Origin of the sequence: Parabacteroides sp. AF14-59, assembly GCF_003479515.1 — a bacterium.
Classification (GTDB): domain Bacteria; phylum Bacteroidota; class Bacteroidia; order Bacteroidales; family Tannerellaceae; genus Parabacteroides; species Parabacteroides faecis.
This window is the reverse complement of the sequence record NZ_QUHH01000008.1, coordinates 130,961-146,409: the sequence shown is the minus strand read 5'-3', so window position 1 is coordinate 146,409 and position 15,449 is coordinate 130,961. Positions and strand designations below refer to the sequence as shown.

Below are 15,449 nucleotides of genomic sequence, written 5' to 3'. Positions count from 1 at the left end.
AATAGACTATTAATATTCTTATTTACCATTCTTCTGCTGAAGCTTGAACTTGCATTTACTGCATATCCCATAAATATACAACGCATGAAACTCAGGTGTGAAACGGGATATCTTCAGATTGTTGACATCCTTTTTCAGCATACTGTCTTTCATTTCCCGGATCGCCCCGCACTTCATACAAATCAGATGAAGATGCGTTTCCGCCAAAGCCCGGAGTTCGTATTGAACCGATTGGGCGTTGAGTTGATGCCGCACGATCAGGCCACCGTCTTCCAGCACGTCCAGCGTATTGTAAAGCGTTGCCTTGCTCACATGGAAGTTCGTCTCTTCCAGTTTTTCCTGGAGTGAGTACATGTCGAAATGACCCGAGAAACGACATATGCATTCAAATATAGCATATCTTTCCTCCGTCTTTCGTAGTTTTTTCTCAGTCAGATACTCCGTAAACGACTGCTTCATCTCTATGTACTTCTTTTCATCCATTTCGTTGCGACTCTACGCGACCGACAAAGTTAGCGCATTTATTTTAAACGCAAAGCCTTAGCTATAATATTCAAATTCAAATTTTAAATCATTATATATTTCCTGTCCTTCCGGCGTCTCCATGAACTCCGGAAACTCATCGAAACCACTTAACATTTGCCGGGCATGATCGGCAGACTGGCGACCGTAAAATTTCATTGCTTTTACAGCTGCCTGCTTCTCTTTCCAGGTAGCGCCGAAGTCGGGCCAGGCAATCGAACGCATACATTCCACTATGAATGCAGCTCTTACCGGTGCAACCACAGTTTTCCCCTCCTTGAACAGTTCCGCCCAAATCAGGTAGGCCACCGTACGAGCATACTCGTCTTCCACATTGAAGATTAATCCCAGAAGAAGGTTATCTACATAAGGCAACTTGCAAAACAGATTACGGCTGCATTGTTCCGCGATTTCCAGATAGGGTATTTCTTTCACCCATTGCTTTGCCTGATCGAAAGGAAAATCATCCGCAGGCTGCAACATGGATGCCAGTATCTTGAACTCACGGATGTCTTCTTTCCACAGAGCAGCTGCCAGCTCCGAACCGGGTTCGTGCGTAGCGGCAATCTGCTTTATTTCGGGCAGAGGTACGCCGAAGTTCAGTTTATAAATTATCCCCTTCTCGCGCATGCTGGTGGATGTAACGCCATTCATCGCCATGCGGAGCTGGGTTCTTATTTCTTTTAATTGGTCCTGCAACATAGCTTAGTCGTTGTAAGATGGGAGGAATGAATAATCGTTACTGTAGCGGAGCATCTGGTCCGTGTAACCTTCGGTATAATCGAGGACGATATCGGTCACTTCTCCGTTATCGTTCTTCACCTCTTTCATAATCGGGTTCACAAAACCTTTGTAAGGAGCCAGGTTCAGTTTGGCATAACGGGCAAGCACCTCGTCGTGTAATGTCTGGTCTACTTTTACGCCATAATCTTCCACCAGTTTCTTTCCGGCTGCAAAATCGCCTTCGCTCTTGATTCGCTGTACTTCAGCCAGTAACGTACCGAAGAGATTACGGAGTTTTTCGTAATCGTTTACAACTACGTATGTTTTACCGTCACGTTTCTTATATTCGATCACATTATCGGCTTTACCGTTCTCGTAGGCCCATTGGGCAATCAACTGACGGTTACGCATGTGGGCTTCTTCCACATTCTTACCGGCTTCGATACGGACAAGTTGTGTCATCAGGCCATTCATAATATACTTATAATACTCTGCCTTATATGCTTCTGCATCCGGCACCAAACCTAATTCCACTAATTTCGGATCACCCAGATAATACAGTCCGAACAGGTCGGCACGAGCTTCTTCGAGTGTAGAATCGTACGCTTTCAAGGCTCCGGATTCCGTATCCGGCAACAGTTTACCGGAACCATGTCCCAGACATTCGTGTAAATCCGTATGTAAATTATCCGTGATAAATCCGTATTTCTTCAACGCCTCACGTTCAACGTCACTCCAAACGAACTCTTCGCTAAAACCATTGCCTTGCGAAGCCTTATCGTAGGCTTCCGTTATATTCTCGATAGTAACTGATTTCGAACCGTGGTCGCGGCGTATCCAGTCTGCATTCGGCAGATTGATGCCGATCGGAGTTGCCGGATAACAATCGCCTCCCAGCATAGCGATGGTAATCACCTTGGCACTTACCCCTTTCACCTTTTCTTTTTTGAAACGTTTGTCTACCGGGGAATGGTCTTCAAACCATTGTGCGTTATCGCTGATAATCTTTGTACGCTTTGTCGCTTCCTTGTTGATAAAGTTCACGGTAGATTCCCAACTAGCCTTCATTCCCAGCGGATCGCCGTAGGTTTCGATAAAACCGTTTACAAAGTCCACATCGGATGTCGTATCTTCTACCCAAAGGATGGAATAAGCATCGAACGTTTTCAGATCGCCCGTCTGATAGTATTCGATCAGTTTTTCAATGATCGCTTTCTGTGTATCGTTCTCGGCAAAAGGCACGGCTTTCTGCAACTCGCCGACTATCTGTTCGATGGCTGCCGAATAAAGGCCGCCGACTTTCCATACTTTCTCAACGATCTTTCCGTTCTCTTTCACCAAACGGCTGTTCAGACCGTAAGAAATCGGGGTGATAGTATCTTTTCCCGCTTTCATGGCAGAATAAAAGCCTTCCACCTCTTTCTCGGTAACACCTCCGCCATAGTAATTATTGGCGGATGCCAGAATCAGATCCTGATCACCGCTCTGCACGGTACGTTTCGCCAATACGGACGGATCAAAGATCACCGGAGATATCTCAGCGACAAACTGCTCCAGTGTCTGCCCTTCACGTAAAGGGAGGTTGGTCACGTCTACCTGTTCCAGACAACTCTTAAAAAACTCAGGTGTAAATCCGGGAACAAACTTATCCTCTGCATAATGATGATGGATGCCGCTTGAAAACCACACCCGTTTCAGGTAAGTCTCCAGCGCCTTGAACTGCGCATCTTCCCGGTTTCCTTTATACGTTGTATAAATCGTCTCCAGTGTGCGACGGATCGGCAGGTTATAGCGACAATTCTGATCAAAGAATATATCGCGGCCCATCAGCGCAGCCTGCGACAAATGATATAATAACTGTTTTTGTTTCAATGAAAGAGACTCGAATCCGGGAACCTGATAACGAAGAATCTGCAGGTCGGCGAACTGGTCTACCACATAATTAAAATCCCCCTGCGGTGCCTGTCCTTTATTTTCTTTCGGACCAGCACAAGCAGTCAATGCCATTGCTGTCATAAGCGATACTATTGTATTTCTCATATTATTTATAATAACTCTTTTGTTTTTTCTGAAGTATTACAACGAAAGGCTCTCCTGCAAAGGTAACGAATAAATCGAAGCCATAGGAATATCACCCTAATATTTTGTACCTTTGTAGCCGATATATTTAGAAAGAATGGAAATAGCAGCATTAGTATCAGGAGGTGTGGACAGCTCTGTAGTTGTCCATCAGTTGAAGGAGGCAGGATACGATCCTACCATCTTCTATATCCGTATCGGTATGGAAGATAAAGACGGATATATCGACTGTCCTGCCGAAGAAGACATAGAAATAACATCTTATATAGCACGTAAATACGGTTGCCGCTTCGAAGTGGTATCCCTGCATGACGAATATTGGGACAAGGTTGTCAGCTACACGATCGACTCGGTGAAGCGCGGCCTCACTCCCAACCCGGACATGATGTGCAACAAATTTATCAAGTTCGGCTGCTTCGAAGAGAAATGGGGAAAAGACTTCGACAAGATCGCAACCGGCCATTACGCCACAACGACCGAGATAGACGGCAAAGTATGGCTTTCTACCGCTAAAGACCCGGTAAAGGACCAGACCGACTTCCTCGGACAGATCACCCGTCTGCAAATCCAGAAGCTGATGTTTCCGATCGGGCACCTGATGAAATCCGAAGTACGCGCCATCGCTGCCGAACAGAAGCTACCCAGCGCCATGCGTAAGGACAGCCAGGGTATCTGTTTCCTCGGCAAGATCAACTATAATGACTTTATCGAACGTTACCTGGGAAAACGTGTCGGCAAGATCGTCGAACTGGAAACGGGTAAAGTCTTAGGCAAACACAACGGCTACTGGTTTCACACGATCGGGCAACGCAAAGGTCTCGGATTGAGCGGCGGTCCCTGGTTCGTTATCAAAAAAGATATCAAACGTAATATCATCTACGTCTCCAACGGTTACGACCCGGAAACACAATACGGCAAAACGATCAACCTGCACGGTTTCGACTTCATCACCGAAGACCCGTGGGGAGAGTTTACCGACGAGAAGGAGATCACCTTCAAAATCCGCCATACACCGGACTTTACCCCGGGACGTATCCGCCGTATCGGAGATTTATATCGCATCGAGTCCGAGAACAAAATACAGGGAATCGCCCCCGGCCAGTACGGTGTTGTCTACGACAAAAACCATCATCTCTGTCTGGGTAGCGGTATGATAATCGACGAAGATAAATAAACCTTTGTCAATAATTATACCTATCTTTGTATCAGACTATAATATAAACAACTATGGAAACAACAACTTTAAAAACATTCGAAATCTCCATTCCCGAAAAATACGTATCTGCTATACGTAAACTGGTAAAAAGCATGGGAGGAAGCGTCAAAATCCGCAAAGAAAAGAAATGTGGATTGGACGAGGCTTTGGAAGATGTGAAAGCAGGAAGAATATATCATGCTGAAAGCACGGAGGATATGATGAAACAAATTTTCGGATGAACAAGAAATACACACTCAACTATACAGGCAAATTCAAAAAAGATTTGAAACTCTGTGAAAAAGAGGATACAATATTTCCATATTCGAAAAAGTATCCAAACTTCTTGAAACGACCGGAACTCTCCCTGCAGAATATCGTCCACACAAATTAAGTGGCAAATACGAAGGCCTGTGGGAATGTCATATTCAATCGGACTGGTTGTTGGTATGGGACCAAAACAATACAGAATTAATACTTTTATTTACAGATACAGGTTCTCATGCCGATCTATTTTAGATAATAAAAGAGTACACCCACATACCATGCACCCTTTTATCACCTAAATCACTACTAAACAGGAAGTTTCTCCTTAACTTTCCTCATTTATTCCTGTAGTTTTTAACGGCCGATAATTGTCAGCCATACGGTCGATAACCGTCAACCGCATGGTTAATAATTATCGGCCGTTCGGTTGATAGTTATCAACCACTGATTTCCCGCCATTGTAAATCCATTTAGTATAGCATATAAATCTAATCAGACAGAATGGAAAAATAAATTTATATCTAATCGGTTCATTTTTCCTTACTTTTATTTGGTTTATATTATAAACCATTTTATATTTGCAAAGTGCAAGTGAGATATGCGCAGCTCCTTGCACTTTTTTAATCTATATATGGTTTATAATATAAACCATTTTACAAACAACAATTAAAGAGGGAACAACAATGGAAGCAACAGTAAACTCAAACAAGAAAAACAATTCATTTCCAGCACAGCTGAAGATGAACATCCTCCGCTATATCGTTATATGCAGTTTTCTGGCTGTAGTAAATTATGTCACAACCCCACATTACTGGTGGGTTCTATGGGTAATTGCCGGCTGGGGCATCAATCTGATATTGGAGATAGTTTGTCATTACATGATCAAAGAAGAGCGAGAAGAAGACTGTCCGACAAATGACATTAATGTAAAATCAACCTGTTACAAACAACAATAAAACATATAAAATCATGGAAGACAAAAAATTGAACGAGAAAGAGAGTCTAGCGCTCATCACTCAAATGATAAACTCCAGTAAAAAGAACATGGAGATTGGACAAGGGAATATCATGCTAATATATGGCTATTTCACAACGGCCCTATCGATCGTTTTATTTGTACTAATTAGTCTTACACACAACTTTATATGGAGTTGGGGATGGATGTTGATGTTCGTTATATGGCCGATAATGTCTTACAGACAAAGACAAAGACCTCCTAAAGTAGTGACTTACACCGACAAAGTCATCTCAAAGGTATGGCAGGTAATGGGCTGGATGTTCATCGTTACTTTTCTGACGATCGGTATCATCGAATTTAGTTTCGCCCGGTATATCGACTTTATTCTGATGTTACCGCTCTCTTTGATTTATTGCGGAATTGGCGTTTCCATTACCGGCATTATCATACAGGAGCGCTGGATGACATATACACCTCAGATCGCTTTTATTATCGCAATCTATATGCTTACCATGCTGATGATTGGCGAAAAAGCGACAACTTTATGGTATCTTTACTTCGGTTTATCGTTCGTGTTTATGATGATTATTCCCGGACATATCGTCAACAATAAAGCCAAAAAGCAATGTTTAAAGAACTAGATCCGTTACTTCATTCACAATTACGGCTTGCCGTGATGTCTATCCTCCTTTCGGTCGAGGAGGCTGAATTCGTCTATTTGAAAGAAAAGACACAGGCTACGGCGGGGAACCTGAGTGTGCAGATAGACAAACTGAGCGAAGCCGGTTATATAGAAGTAGAAAAGAGCTTTGTCGGAAAGAAACCCCGTACGACCTGCCGGATAACACCTACAGGACGGCAGGCATTCGAGAATTACGTAAACGCCTTGAAAGGTTACATCGGATAACCCCAAGGATCAAACATAAAAAAGGCTGCCATCAACAGACGGCAGCCTTTTTATATCATTAATCCTGCTAATTAAATAGCATATAAAGAACTGATAGATTCGCCACTGCAAACACGACGGATCGCTTCGGCAAACATATCGGCAACAGACAAAACTTTCACCTTCTCGCATTTCTTTGCGTAAGGAATAGAATCCGTAAAGATCATTTCCGTCAATGCAGACTGGTCTACACGGGTAGAAGCCGGGTCAGACATGACAGCATGACTGGCAATCGCACGTACCGACTTAGCACCATTTTCTATCATCAGGTTAGCAGCTTTCGTGATCGTACCGGCTGTATCGACCATGTCGTCTACCAACAGGACATCCAGACCTTCTACATCACCGATGATACGCATTTCTGCAACTTCATTGGCACGCAGACGTGACTTATGACAAATAACCATCGGCAATCCCAGATATTTGGAATAGCTGCTGGCGCGTTTCGTACCACCTACATCAGGAGTAGCGATACACAAGTTATCCAAAGGCAGTTCGCCCTTGATATAATCCAGGAAGATAGAAGAAGCATACAAGTGATCGACAGGAACATTGAAGAATCCCTGGATCTGGTCTGCATGCAAATCCATCGTGATCAGACGGTCAATACCGGCAGTGCTCAACATATCGGCGATCAGTTTCGCACCGATAGATACACGGGGTTTATCCTTTCTGTCCTGACGGGCCCAACCAAAATAAGGAACTACAGCAATTACAGAGTGTGCGGAAGCACGTTTAGCAGCGTCAATCATCAGGAGCAATTCCATCAGATTATCCGAATTAGGAAATGTCGATTGAACCAGGAACACATCGCGGCCACGGATAGATTCTTCATAAGAAACTGAAAATTCTCCGTCAGCAAAATGTTGAATGTTCATCTGTCCCAGAGGACAACCAAGACTATTGCAAATTTTCTCTGCAAGATACCGGGAGTTGGTTCCCGAAAACACCAAGAAAGGAGTTTGTGCACTCATTATTCCGAATATTTATCTTAAGTAAATAGATTTGAATTGTGGTGCAAAAGTACAAAACTTATTTGCAATAATCCCTTTATCTTCGGAAAACTTTCAACAATAAGGGCAAGTTGTGCCTGCCCCTATTACTTTTTATCTCTCGATATCATGTTTATCATTTATACGTAAAACGCAGTATTCTACCGGAATAGGCCGGCAGAACCAGCTGGTACGGACAAGCCGTCGTCAACGTACTGACACAAGTCTCTCCCGTCAGCAAATCGGTCTGTACAGCCGCTTTGTTATCGTCAAATCCCAATGTTTGAAAAGCTTCCGTAGGGATCTTCACCCGTACGGTCTGTTCGTTCTTGTCGAAATTAACGACAATCAGTACGACTTCATTACGGAATTTACGCATAAAGGCATACTGCCGGTGCGTATTGAAATACGGATTCCTCGAATTGGCATACATCAGGTCGAAGAAAGCCCCCTGTGTAATCGCCTGTTCCGTCTTTGCCACATTCAGTATCTTAGCATACTTTTCGCGCAGGGCACGCTGTTCGGCCGTTAACCCGGCGCCGTCGAACTTCCAGTCGTTGATCCATTTACGCAAGCTATCGACGCTCCAGTAATCGAATATCGTCGTACGACCGTCGCGGCCGCTGAACCCTTCCTCGTCCATGCCCGGTTCGCCCAGTTCCTGACCGCTGTAGATCATGACCGGATTCGTATTCATCATCGCCGATACGATCATACCGGGAATACCCGGACGGGCATCGCCTGCAAAGAAATAAGAAGCAACACGCTGCTCGTCATGGTTTTCCAGGAAATTCAGCATATGCGACTGGATACCCTCCAATCCTTGCCAGGTGTAAGAGATATTACTTGCCGGAGACTGGTTACACATAACTGCGCGCACCGTATCGTACAAGCCTACTTTGTCATAGAGATAATCAAAATGACCGTTAAAAATATAGTTACGGTACTCCGCCGGGTTATAAACCTCGGCTATAAAGCACACATTATGTTTTTCTTTCACCCTCGGGATCACCCAGTTCCAAAATTCCACAGGCACCATTTCCGCCATATCGCAACGGAAACCGTCCACACCTTTATCCGCCCAGTACAGCAGGATATCCAGCATCTTCGTCCAGGTATTCGGAATCGGGTCGAAATGACCGATCCGCCCGTTCACATAATCCACACCATAGTTGAGTTTGACTGTCTCATACCAGTCGTTCTTTCCGGGGGAAGGACTGAAACAGTCATTTCCGGTTACTTTTGCCGGGAACTCGCTATAGTCATAATCACCATGCGAATCGGCAAACGAGAGGTGTAACGGACATCCGGGGATATAATAGAAATTATTATTGCGGTCGAATCCTTTCGTCGTATTATCATGCTGGCCCAGGTCTTCCACATACGACATACGCGCATCCGAATGATACTCGCGTGCCACGTGGTTAGGCACAAAATCAATGATCACCTTCAATCCGGCCTCGTGTGTACGTTTCACCAGCGCTTCAAACTCTTTCATCCGGTTCGGCACCTTTTCAGCCAGGTCGGGATCTATATCATAATAATCTTTTATAGCATAAGGCGAACCGGCTTTACCCTTCACCACGTCCGCATGATCCTTACGTATCTGATAAGCGGTATAATCAGTCTGGGTGGCATGTTCTATCACTCCGGTATACCAGATATGCGTAGTACCCAACTCCTTGATCTTAGCCAGTGCCGTCGACGAAAAGGCGGAGAACTTACCTACTCCGTTTTCTTCCTTACTGCCGTTCTTTACCAACGAAGATCTCAAATTTCCGAACCAACGGGGAAATACCTGATAAATGACCATCTTATCCATTTGTTTCATCGCTTTATCCACTTTAAAAATTATCGGTAAAAGTTGCCCGGACCAGTGCCGGACAAAGCTATGGCATGAGTATATTGTTCTTTCGTGCCATAATCGCTTTCACCAGGGTTTCATATTTATTCTCTTGTATCACCAGTTCGAATGCCCGGATCGCCGCATCGTAACCGATACGCGCAATCTGTTCCACATTCTCCAGATCAAAGGTCTTATACATGCCGAATTCTTCCGCCTCGATCAGCACGTCGCACATCTCCCGGTCTTCCAGCGTATTCGCCCGGAACATATAATGGTAGGAACGCTCTGCAATATGAAAGATCGTTTGCTTGTATTTTTGGGGAACAAGCGGGCTGACGTTCACCCCGATCACCCTCTCGCACATATCGCGGATAATAGATACCGGGAAATTATGGAACAACCCGCCATCCACATAATGCACTCCGTTGATGACCACCGGGCTGAAAATGATCGGGATACTGCACGAAGCAGTCACTGCCTCCACGATAGGCCCGCTCTTAAACTCATGGCTTTCGCCGTTATCGAGATCGGTCGCAACCACTATCATAGGGATCTTCAGCTCCTCAAATGTCTTGGCTCTCAAATGGCGTTTCAAAAAATACCGGAAACGTTTACTGTCAAACAATCCGGATTTGGGAAGCTGAAGCTGTGCGAATTCGGAGAATTCACGGCCGGTAAAGAGTTCTTTCAACTCATCCGCCGAATAACCGTCGGCAAACAAAGTCCCCATCAACGACCCGACACTCGTCCCGACGATGACATCCGGCATCAGCCCGCACTCCTCCAGTAATTTGAATACTCCCAGGTGTGCAAAACCTTTCGCGCCTCCTCCGCTTAAGGCCAATCCCAGTTTATAGGTCTTATGGTTCGATTCTTGCGTCATTGTATGTTTTCTCTCTTTAACGTGACAAATATGCTGTTTTTTTTAGAATGAAACATTATTATTTACGAAAAAGTTTCTCCACTTCTTTATTTTCGTTACATTTACGGGAGACAAAATAAGGTCTTGAATCACTTTAAATCGAACGACTATGATAACTAGTATTTTCTGGATTGTACCCGTGGCGTCGGTTCTGGCGCTGGTATTTGCCTGGTTCTTCTTCCGGCAAATGATGAAAGAGAGTGAAGGAACGGAAACGATGGCAAAGATCGCTTCTTATGTGCGTGAAGGTGCGATGTCGTACCTGAAGCAACAGTACAAGGTAGTGGCATCGGTCTTCCTTGTATTGGTTATCCTGTTTTCCATAATGGCTTATGGTTTCGGTGTGCAGAACGAATGGGTTCCCATCGCCTTCCTGACCGGCGGTTTCTTCTCAGGACTGGCGGGATTCCTGGGGATGAAGACTGCCACTTATGCCTCTGCCCGTACCGCCAATGCCGCCCGTTCATCTCTGAATAAGGGATTGCAGGTAGCCTTCCGCAGCGGCGCCGTCATGGGGCTGGTGGTTGTGGGGCTCGGACTGCTCGACATCTCTTTCTGGTATGTCCTGTTGAATGCTTTTATCCCGGATGAAGCACTGAACCCGACTCATAAACTGACCATTATCACCACCACCATGCTTACCTTCGGAATGGGGGCATCCACACAGGCGCTCTTTGCCCGTGTAGGTGGCGGGATCTATACCAAAGCGGCCGACGTTGGTGCCGACCTCGTCGGAAAAGTGGAAGCCGGCATCCCGGAAGACGACCCGCGTAACCCTGCCACTATCGCCGATAACGTAGGCGACAACGTAGGTGACGTTGCCGGTATGGGAGCCGACCTGTATGAATCTTATTGCGGATCGATACTGGCGACCGCCGCCCTGGGTGCAGCCGCCTTTGTCTCTTCCGGAGATATAGAAATGCAATACAAGGCCGTAATCGCCCCGATGCTGATCGCTGCTGTCGGGATCGTTCTTTCGATCCTCGGTATTTTTGCCGTCAGGACGAAGGAAGATGCTTCTATCCGTCAACTGCTGAAAGCGCTGGCGACAGGAACGAACCTCAGCTCCGTACTGATCGCCCTCTCTACATTCGGCATACTATATACGCTGGGACTAGACAACTGGTTCTGGATCAGTTGTTCGGTAGTGATCGGCTTGCTGGTCGGTATCGTGATCGGACAAGCAACGGAATATTATACCTCGCAATCGTATAAACCGACACAACGGGTATCCGAATCGGGTCTGACCGGACCGGCAACCGTTATCATCTCGGGACTGGGGCTGGGGATGATGTCTACCGCCATCCCCGTACTGGCAGTTGTTGTCGGCATCATTTGTTCATTCCTCTTTGCTTCCGGATTCGACTTCAGCAATGTCGGCATGGGACTTTACGGAATCGGTATTGCCGCTGTCGGCATGCTTTCAACATTGGGTATCACGCTGGCAACCGATGCGTACGGACCGATCGCCGACAATGCCGGGGGAAATGCCGAAATGTCAGGTTTGGGAAAAGAAGTGCGCAAACGTACCGATGCCCTCGACTCACTTGGAAATACCACGGCCGCTACAGGTAAAGGCTTTGCCATCGGCTCGGCTGCGCTGACAGGACTGGCGTTGCTGGCTTCTTATATAGAAGAGATCAAAATAGGTCTGCTCCGTTTGGGAGAGACTGTCCTTTCATTCGCCGACGGACGGACAATGGAGATATCGAAGGCTTCTTTCTCCGATTTCATGGTCTATTATGACGTGACGCTGATGAACCCGAAAGTGTTGTCGGGCATGTTCCTGGGTTCGATGATGGCTTTTATGTTCTGCGGATTGACAATGAATGCCGTAGGACGTGCCGCGGGTCACATGGTGGAAGAAGTACGCCGTCAGTTCCGCGAAATTCCGGGTATCCTGACAGGGAAAGCGGAACCCGATTATGCGCGTTGCGTGGAGATCTCGACCAAAGGGGCACAACATGAAATGATCGTACCTTCGTTGCTGGCTATCATCGCTCCGATCGTCACCGGGCTGATCTTCGGGGTAACCGGAGTGATCGGGTTGTTGATCGGCGGGTTGAGCACGGGGTTTGTCCTGGCTATCTTCATGGCAAATGCCGGCGGTGCCTGGGACAATGCCAAGAAACATATCGAAGAAGGCAACCATGGCGGCAAAGGCAGTGAAGCTCACAAAGCGACTGTCGTTGGCGATACTGTCGGCGACCCGTTCAAAGATACTTCCGGACCGAGCCTCAATATCCTGATCAAATTGATGAGCATGGTGGCTATCGTAATGGCCGGATTGACGGTAGCATGGAGTTTGTTCTGAAATAGTTAATATAACATAATCGAAGAGAGATATTCAAATACGAATAGTTCGTAATTCCGAGCTATTCGTATTTTTGTTTATTATCAACCGTTTAAATACTATCAGACATGAAAACAACTCCTTTACTCCTATCCGCTGCCTTGTTACTGGCCTGTTTTTCAAGTTGCAACCCTTCTACACAGAAACAAAAGGCGATGAAGACCAACGACGGAAGTCTCAGTACTGTTGAAACTTCGGGAAACAAACTGACAGTATGTAACTTATCAGCCGTAAAAGACACCATAGAGGTTCCTCTCAGCGATTTTATAGAAGATTGCCGTATTGTTCGTTTTGAGAATACTGAGGAAGCTTATTTCAAAGCTTGGTTTATCAATGTCACCGATAATTATATCGGTATTCGGCAAAGAGAGCAAGCCGTATTCAAACTATTTGACAAAAATGGTAAATTCCTGCATAATGTAGGCTCCATAGGGGGAGGCCCCGGAGAATATGACGCTACTCTTTACGACGAATGTATTGATGAGAAAAACGGGCATATCTTCTTTACTCCTTTCGTGGGTAAAAAAATCATGATGTATGACATAAATGGTCAATGGATCAAAGATATCCAACTTCCCGGACAAATCAACAAACCGAAAATATGGGTAAATGAAGATGGAAGTTTATCCATCTTGCATATGCCCTTCAACGAAGGGGAACCTTTTGCTTTCCAGATAGATACGGAAGGAAATATTCTAAAAGAGATACCGGCGACCGGCACAACGATAGTCAGCAATTTCGACGGAGAGATTTTTTCTTACCGAAACTGCAATGATTTCGACTTCTTTCATACTAGCATAGATACACTTTTTGTCTACGACCCGCTAAGAAACAGTCTGTTACCTGAATTCACCATGACATTCCCGAATCCGCAAGAGAAACCGATTCATCTGTATTACAGACTACCCCACCATTTCATGGTCAGCTATTATTACTGGAGAAATAACAGACCGGATGGAGGTGGAAATATCCTGATAGACAAACAAAAGAATACATCTTCTTTTTTCAATCTCGTAAACGACTTCTACGGTAATCTTCCTGTCTCATCGCCGGGACACAGTTTTTACCGTGGCTATTTCATCCAGAACCTGGAACCAGGACAGCTGGCCGAACAAATAGAAAAGCATCTCGCCTCCGGCAAATGCCCCAGCCAGGATAAAAAGAAACTTCAGGAGCTGGCAGCATCGCTGAATGAGAATGATAATAATGTGCTGTTTATCGGGAAGGTCAGGCAATAGACAGTTGACAGTTAGGCTTCACAATCGAATATATAAAACGGGAGTCTATCCGTCTATCGGCTATCTGTTATCAATAAGGCATGCTTAGTTACAGGTTCATTTGCCGTCAGTTTTAACTGACGGATTACAAGTTGTTTCTCTTTTTGGCTTTAGCCACATTTCTCTTAGCATGGAGAGTGTGTTAAAAATGGGACTAAAGTCCAAAGAAATAGATCATTTACTAAACCGTCAGTTAAAACTGACGGCAAATGAACCTGTAATGGCGAAGTCACATTGATAAAGGGATAGCTCATTTCTGACAAATATCGAACTATCCCCACTTCCTATTGCTTTTTTCTCCCTAACAGAAACCCCAGCAAATCTATTATAAACTGAAGTATCCCTCTCACCTTGTTACTGTTTCCATTCTCACTCATACGCTTTATTTATTAAGATTATACACGATAGGGACCAGCGACCGCGCAATGCTTTCCAGCATCCTGCAATACGCTTCGCGGTTATCCCCGTTCACTTCACTGATATATTTACTATAAGCTATCTCACGGGCATAGGCCTGCGGATAGTGGCTGACGGCTGCTGCCTGTTTGTAGACAGAAGCTATCAGGCGGGCAAAATCGAGAAAACTATTCTCCGCCCGGTCATAACGCCGGAACAAAAGGCCATCCGGCTTGTCGAGATCCGTTTTGCCGCCATGCCAGTAGGCGTTGGCGACTCCATAGCCGGTCAGTCCGAAGAAATTATTGTAACAGGCAGACAGCCTGCTTTCTCCCCAACCGCTTTCGATAGCTGCCTGCGCCAGGATAACCACCGGGTTCAGGCCGTACAACTCGCCCGCCATACGGGCGGCGGGGAGGTACTTTGTTGTAAATGAGAGCTTATCCATACGCTATTCTTTGACGGATATTACTCAATTTCAGGACGGTCACCGCCACCTTCCGATGGCACTGAGGGTTTGGCCTCTTCCAGTTTGAAACGCTCCCCTTTCGTGGTCAGCGCCAGGTTCCGAAGTTTCGTTCCGGGACGGAAACGAAGGCGGACACGGTATAACAAATTGCTGGAAAAATTCTCGGTTGTAGTACTTCCCGAACTGGTCTGTATCAACTGAAACGTCCCCAGGTCGCCGCACTGCACCACTTCCCCACGTGCCAGGAACATCAGAAGAAACCGAATCACACGGTCGATCACCACTTTCACATCACCACTCGAAGCTGTTGAACTTTCAGCCACCGCCTCACACAATTCATCAAATGTACATGTACCTGTCGAGCGGGTCTGAGCATAGAAAAGTTTCTCTTTTCCCGCTTCTACATTCTTACTGAGGTTCTTCCTGAGAACCAAATGAAATTGAACTGCCATAACTTTACTGTTTTAATTGATTATTAATGATATACCAAAGATACGACAGCCC

General features: G+C 45.6%; 15 protein-coding genes and 1 pseudogene. 8 read left to right on the top strand and 8 right to left on the bottom strand.

The features are described 5' to 3' along the window. Positions 1 to 18: 18 nt before the first annotated feature. The 3 genes from DWW23_RS11155 to DWW23_RS11145 are packed head-to-tail and all read right to left on the bottom strand — an operon-like array spanning position 19 to position 3,261. Entirely contained in the window at positions 19 to 483 is a 465-nt protein-coding gene (locus DWW23_RS11155; RefSeq protein ID WP_075556218.1) for a Fur family transcriptional regulator, read from the bottom strand. Positions 484 to 540: 57 nt separating this feature from the next. Then, a complete protein-coding gene (locus DWW23_RS11150) occupies positions 541 to 1,224 on the bottom strand; it encodes a DNA alkylation repair protein (RefSeq protein WP_122353351.1) in 684 nt (227 codons plus the stop codon). A gap of 3 nt (positions 1,225 to 1,227) precedes the next feature. Further along, positions 1,228 to 3,261 carry a dihydrofolate reductase gene (locus DWW23_RS11145; RefSeq protein WP_370449258.1) on the bottom strand — a complete coding sequence of 678 codons (2,034 nt, stop codon included), beginning with the start codon at positions 3,259 to 3,261 and terminating at the stop codon, positions 1,228 to 1,230. Between the two features lie 160 nt (positions 3,262 to 3,421). On the opposite strand from DWW23_RS11145, the gene mnmA reads away from it, so the two are divergent. From mnmA to DWW23_RS11115, 6 genes and pseudogenes are all read left to right on the top strand, one after another. Then, positions 3,422 to 4,498, top strand: coding sequence for a tRNA 2-thiouridine(34) synthase MnmA (gene mnmA, locus DWW23_RS11140; protein ID WP_122353349.1), 1,077 nt, complete (start codon positions 3,422 to 3,424; stop codon positions 4,496 to 4,498). A 53-nt stretch (positions 4,499 to 4,551) separates the two neighbouring features. Continuing rightward, the gene (locus tag DWW23_RS11135; protein ID WP_122353348.1) at positions 4,552 to 4,761 is read left to right on the top strand and encodes a hypothetical protein; all 210 of its coding nucleotides are present in this window, start codon (positions 4,552 to 4,554) and stop codon (positions 4,759 to 4,761) included. Continuing rightward, positions 4,758 to 5,038: pseudogene (locus DWW23_RS11130) on the top strand (type II toxin-antitoxin system YafQ family toxin). The gene DWW23_RS11135 and the pseudogene DWW23_RS11130 overlap by 4 nt, the downstream one beginning before the upstream one ends. 431 nt (positions 5,039 to 5,469) lie before the next feature. Further along, a complete protein-coding gene (locus DWW23_RS11125; protein ID WP_122353347.1) occupies positions 5,470 to 5,742 on the top strand; it encodes a 2TM domain-containing protein in 273 nt (90 codons plus the stop codon). A 13-nt stretch (positions 5,743 to 5,755) separates the two neighbouring features. Then, on the top strand, positions 5,756 to 6,385 hold the full coding sequence (locus DWW23_RS11120; protein WP_122353346.1) for a hypothetical protein: 630 nt from the start codon (positions 5,756 to 5,758) through the stop codon (positions 6,383 to 6,385). Then, positions 6,370 to 6,651, top strand: a complete 282-nt coding sequence (locus DWW23_RS11115) for a transcriptional regulator (RefSeq protein WP_122353345.1) — start codon at positions 6,370 to 6,372, stop codon at positions 6,649 to 6,651. The genes DWW23_RS11120 and DWW23_RS11115 overlap by 16 nt, the downstream gene beginning before the upstream one ends. 71 nt (positions 6,652 to 6,722) lie before the next feature. On the opposite strand, the gene DWW23_RS11110 is transcribed toward DWW23_RS11115, so the two are convergent. The 3 genes from DWW23_RS11110 to DWW23_RS11100 form a co-directional block, all read right to left on the bottom strand. Then, complete coding sequence (locus DWW23_RS11110) at positions 6,723 to 7,664, bottom strand: ribose-phosphate pyrophosphokinase (protein WP_007654670.1); 942 nt, start codon at positions 7,662 to 7,664, stop codon at positions 6,723 to 6,725. 154 nt (positions 7,665 to 7,818) lie between these two features. Continuing rightward, positions 7,819 to 9,513, bottom strand: coding sequence for an alpha-amylase family glycosyl hydrolase (locus DWW23_RS11105; RefSeq protein WP_187576515.1), 1,695 nt, complete (start codon positions 9,511 to 9,513; stop codon positions 7,819 to 7,821). Between the two features lie 58 nt (positions 9,514 to 9,571). Continuing rightward, a complete protein-coding gene (locus DWW23_RS11100) occupies positions 9,572 to 10,411 on the bottom strand; it encodes a patatin-like phospholipase family protein (RefSeq protein ID WP_122353343.1) in 840 nt (279 codons plus the stop codon). A gap of 148 nt (positions 10,412 to 10,559) precedes the next feature. Between DWW23_RS11100 and DWW23_RS11095 the strand changes: the two genes are divergently transcribed. Further along, positions 10,560 to 12,764, top strand: a complete 2,205-nt coding sequence (locus tag DWW23_RS11095; protein WP_122353342.1) for a sodium-translocating pyrophosphatase — start codon at positions 10,560 to 10,562, stop codon at positions 12,762 to 12,764. Between the two features lie 107 nt (positions 12,765 to 12,871). Then, a complete protein-coding gene (locus DWW23_RS11090) occupies positions 12,872 to 14,041 on the top strand; it encodes a 6-bladed beta-propeller (RefSeq protein WP_122353341.1) in 1,170 nt (389 codons plus the stop codon). A gap of 421 nt (positions 14,042 to 14,462) precedes the next feature. On the opposite strand, the gene DWW23_RS11085 is transcribed toward DWW23_RS11090, so the two are convergent. Together DWW23_RS11085 and DWW23_RS11080 are read right to left on the bottom strand one after the other, a co-directional pair. Beyond that, positions 14,463 to 14,924: a glucosaminidase domain-containing protein gene (locus tag DWW23_RS11085; RefSeq protein WP_122353340.1), complete on the bottom strand. Its 462-nt coding sequence runs from the start codon at positions 14,922 to 14,924 to the stop codon at positions 14,463 to 14,465. 20 nt (positions 14,925 to 14,944) lie between these two features. Beyond that, a complete protein-coding gene (locus DWW23_RS11080; protein ID WP_122353339.1) occupies positions 14,945 to 15,397 on the bottom strand; it encodes an HU family DNA-binding protein in 453 nt (150 codons plus the stop codon). Between the last annotated feature and the right edge of the window lie 52 nt (positions 15,398 to 15,449).

Excerpts from the sequence above, each read along its gene's own strand:
- DWW23_RS11100 (WP_122353343.1), bottom strand. The coding sequence starts at position 10,411 with ATGACGCAAGAATCGAACCATAAGACCTATAAACTGGGATTGGCCTTA.
- DWW23_RS11110 (WP_007654670.1), bottom strand. The coding sequence starts at position 7,664 with ATGAGTGCACAAACTCCTTTCTTGGTGTTTTCGGGAACCAACTCCCGG.
- DWW23_RS11095 (WP_122353342.1), top strand. The coding sequence starts at position 10,560 with ATGATAACTAGTATTTTCTGGATTGTACCCGTGGCGTCGGTTCTGGCG.
- DWW23_RS11105 (WP_187576515.1), bottom strand. The coding sequence starts at position 9,513 with ATGAAACAAATGGATAAGATGGTCATTTATCAGGTATTTCCCCGTTGG.
- DWW23_RS11090 (WP_122353341.1), top strand. The coding sequence starts at position 12,872 with ATGAAAACAACTCCTTTACTCCTATCCGCTGCCTTGTTACTGGCCTGT.
- DWW23_RS11150 (WP_122353351.1), bottom strand. The coding sequence starts at position 1,224 with ATGTTGCAGGACCAATTAAAAGAAATAAGAACCCAGCTCCGCATGGCG.
- DWW23_RS11155 (WP_075556218.1), bottom strand. The coding sequence starts at position 483 with ATGGATGAAAAGAAGTACATAGAGATGAAGCAGTCGTTTACGGAGTAT.
- DWW23_RS11125 (WP_122353347.1), top strand. The coding sequence starts at position 5,470 with ATGGAAGCAACAGTAAACTCAAACAAGAAAAACAATTCATTTCCAGCA.
- DWW23_RS11145 (WP_370449258.1), bottom strand. The coding sequence starts at position 3,261 with ATGACAGCAATGGCATTGACTGCTTGTGCTGGTCCGAAAGAAAATAAA.
- DWW23_RS11135 (WP_122353348.1), top strand. The coding sequence starts at position 4,552 with ATGGAAACAACAACTTTAAAAACATTCGAAATCTCCATTCCCGAAAAA.
- DWW23_RS11115 (WP_122353345.1), top strand. The coding sequence starts at position 6,370 with ATGTTTAAAGAACTAGATCCGTTACTTCATTCACAATTACGGCTTGCC.
- mnmA (WP_122353349.1), top strand. The coding sequence starts at position 3,422 with ATGGAAATAGCAGCATTAGTATCAGGAGGTGTGGACAGCTCTGTAGTT.
- DWW23_RS11120 (WP_122353346.1), top strand. The coding sequence starts at position 5,756 with ATGGAAGACAAAAAATTGAACGAGAAAGAGAGTCTAGCGCTCATCACT.
- DWW23_RS11085 (WP_122353340.1), bottom strand. The coding sequence starts at position 14,924 with ATGGATAAGCTCTCATTTACAACAAAGTACCTCCCCGCCGCCCGTATG.
- DWW23_RS11080 (WP_122353339.1), bottom strand. The coding sequence starts at position 15,397 with ATGGCAGTTCAATTTCATTTGGTTCTCAGGAAGAACCTCAGTAAGAAT.